The 346-nt window shown below is 57.8% G+C and carries 1 protein-coding gene; it reads left to right on the top strand.

Annotated elements, in window-relative coordinates; all coding sequences use genetic code 11:
• The coding region (locus J9892_RS20500; RefSeq protein WP_210538809.1) for a transposase at positions 1 to 346 on the top strand (346 nt) is incomplete at both ends.

Here is a 346-nt window from a genome sequence, read left to right as displayed (position 1 = left end):
AGATGCATCAGACCAAGAAAGGCAATCAGTGGCACTTTGGCATGAAGGCCCACATTGGTGTCGATGCCAAGAGTGGCCTGACCCACAGCCTAGTCACCACCGCGGCCAACGAGCATGACCTCAATCAGCTGGGTAATCTGCTGCATGGAGAGGAGCAATTTGTCTCAGCCGATGCCGGCTACCAAGGGGCGCCACAGCGCGAGGAGCTGGCCGAGGTGGATGTGGACTGGCTGATCGCCGAGCGCCCCGGCAAGGTAAGAACCTTGAAACAGCATCCACGCAAGAACAAAACGGCCATCAACATCGAATACATGAAAGCCAGCATCCGGGCCAAGGTGGAGCACCC

This window comes from Aeromonas sp. Prich7-2 (assembly GCF_017939255.1).
Taxonomy (GTDB): Bacteria; Pseudomonadota; Gammaproteobacteria; order Enterobacterales; family Aeromonadaceae; genus Aeromonas; species Aeromonas caviae.
Note: the sequence above shows the minus strand (reverse complement) of the source record. Positions and strands in the feature narration are given on the sequence as shown.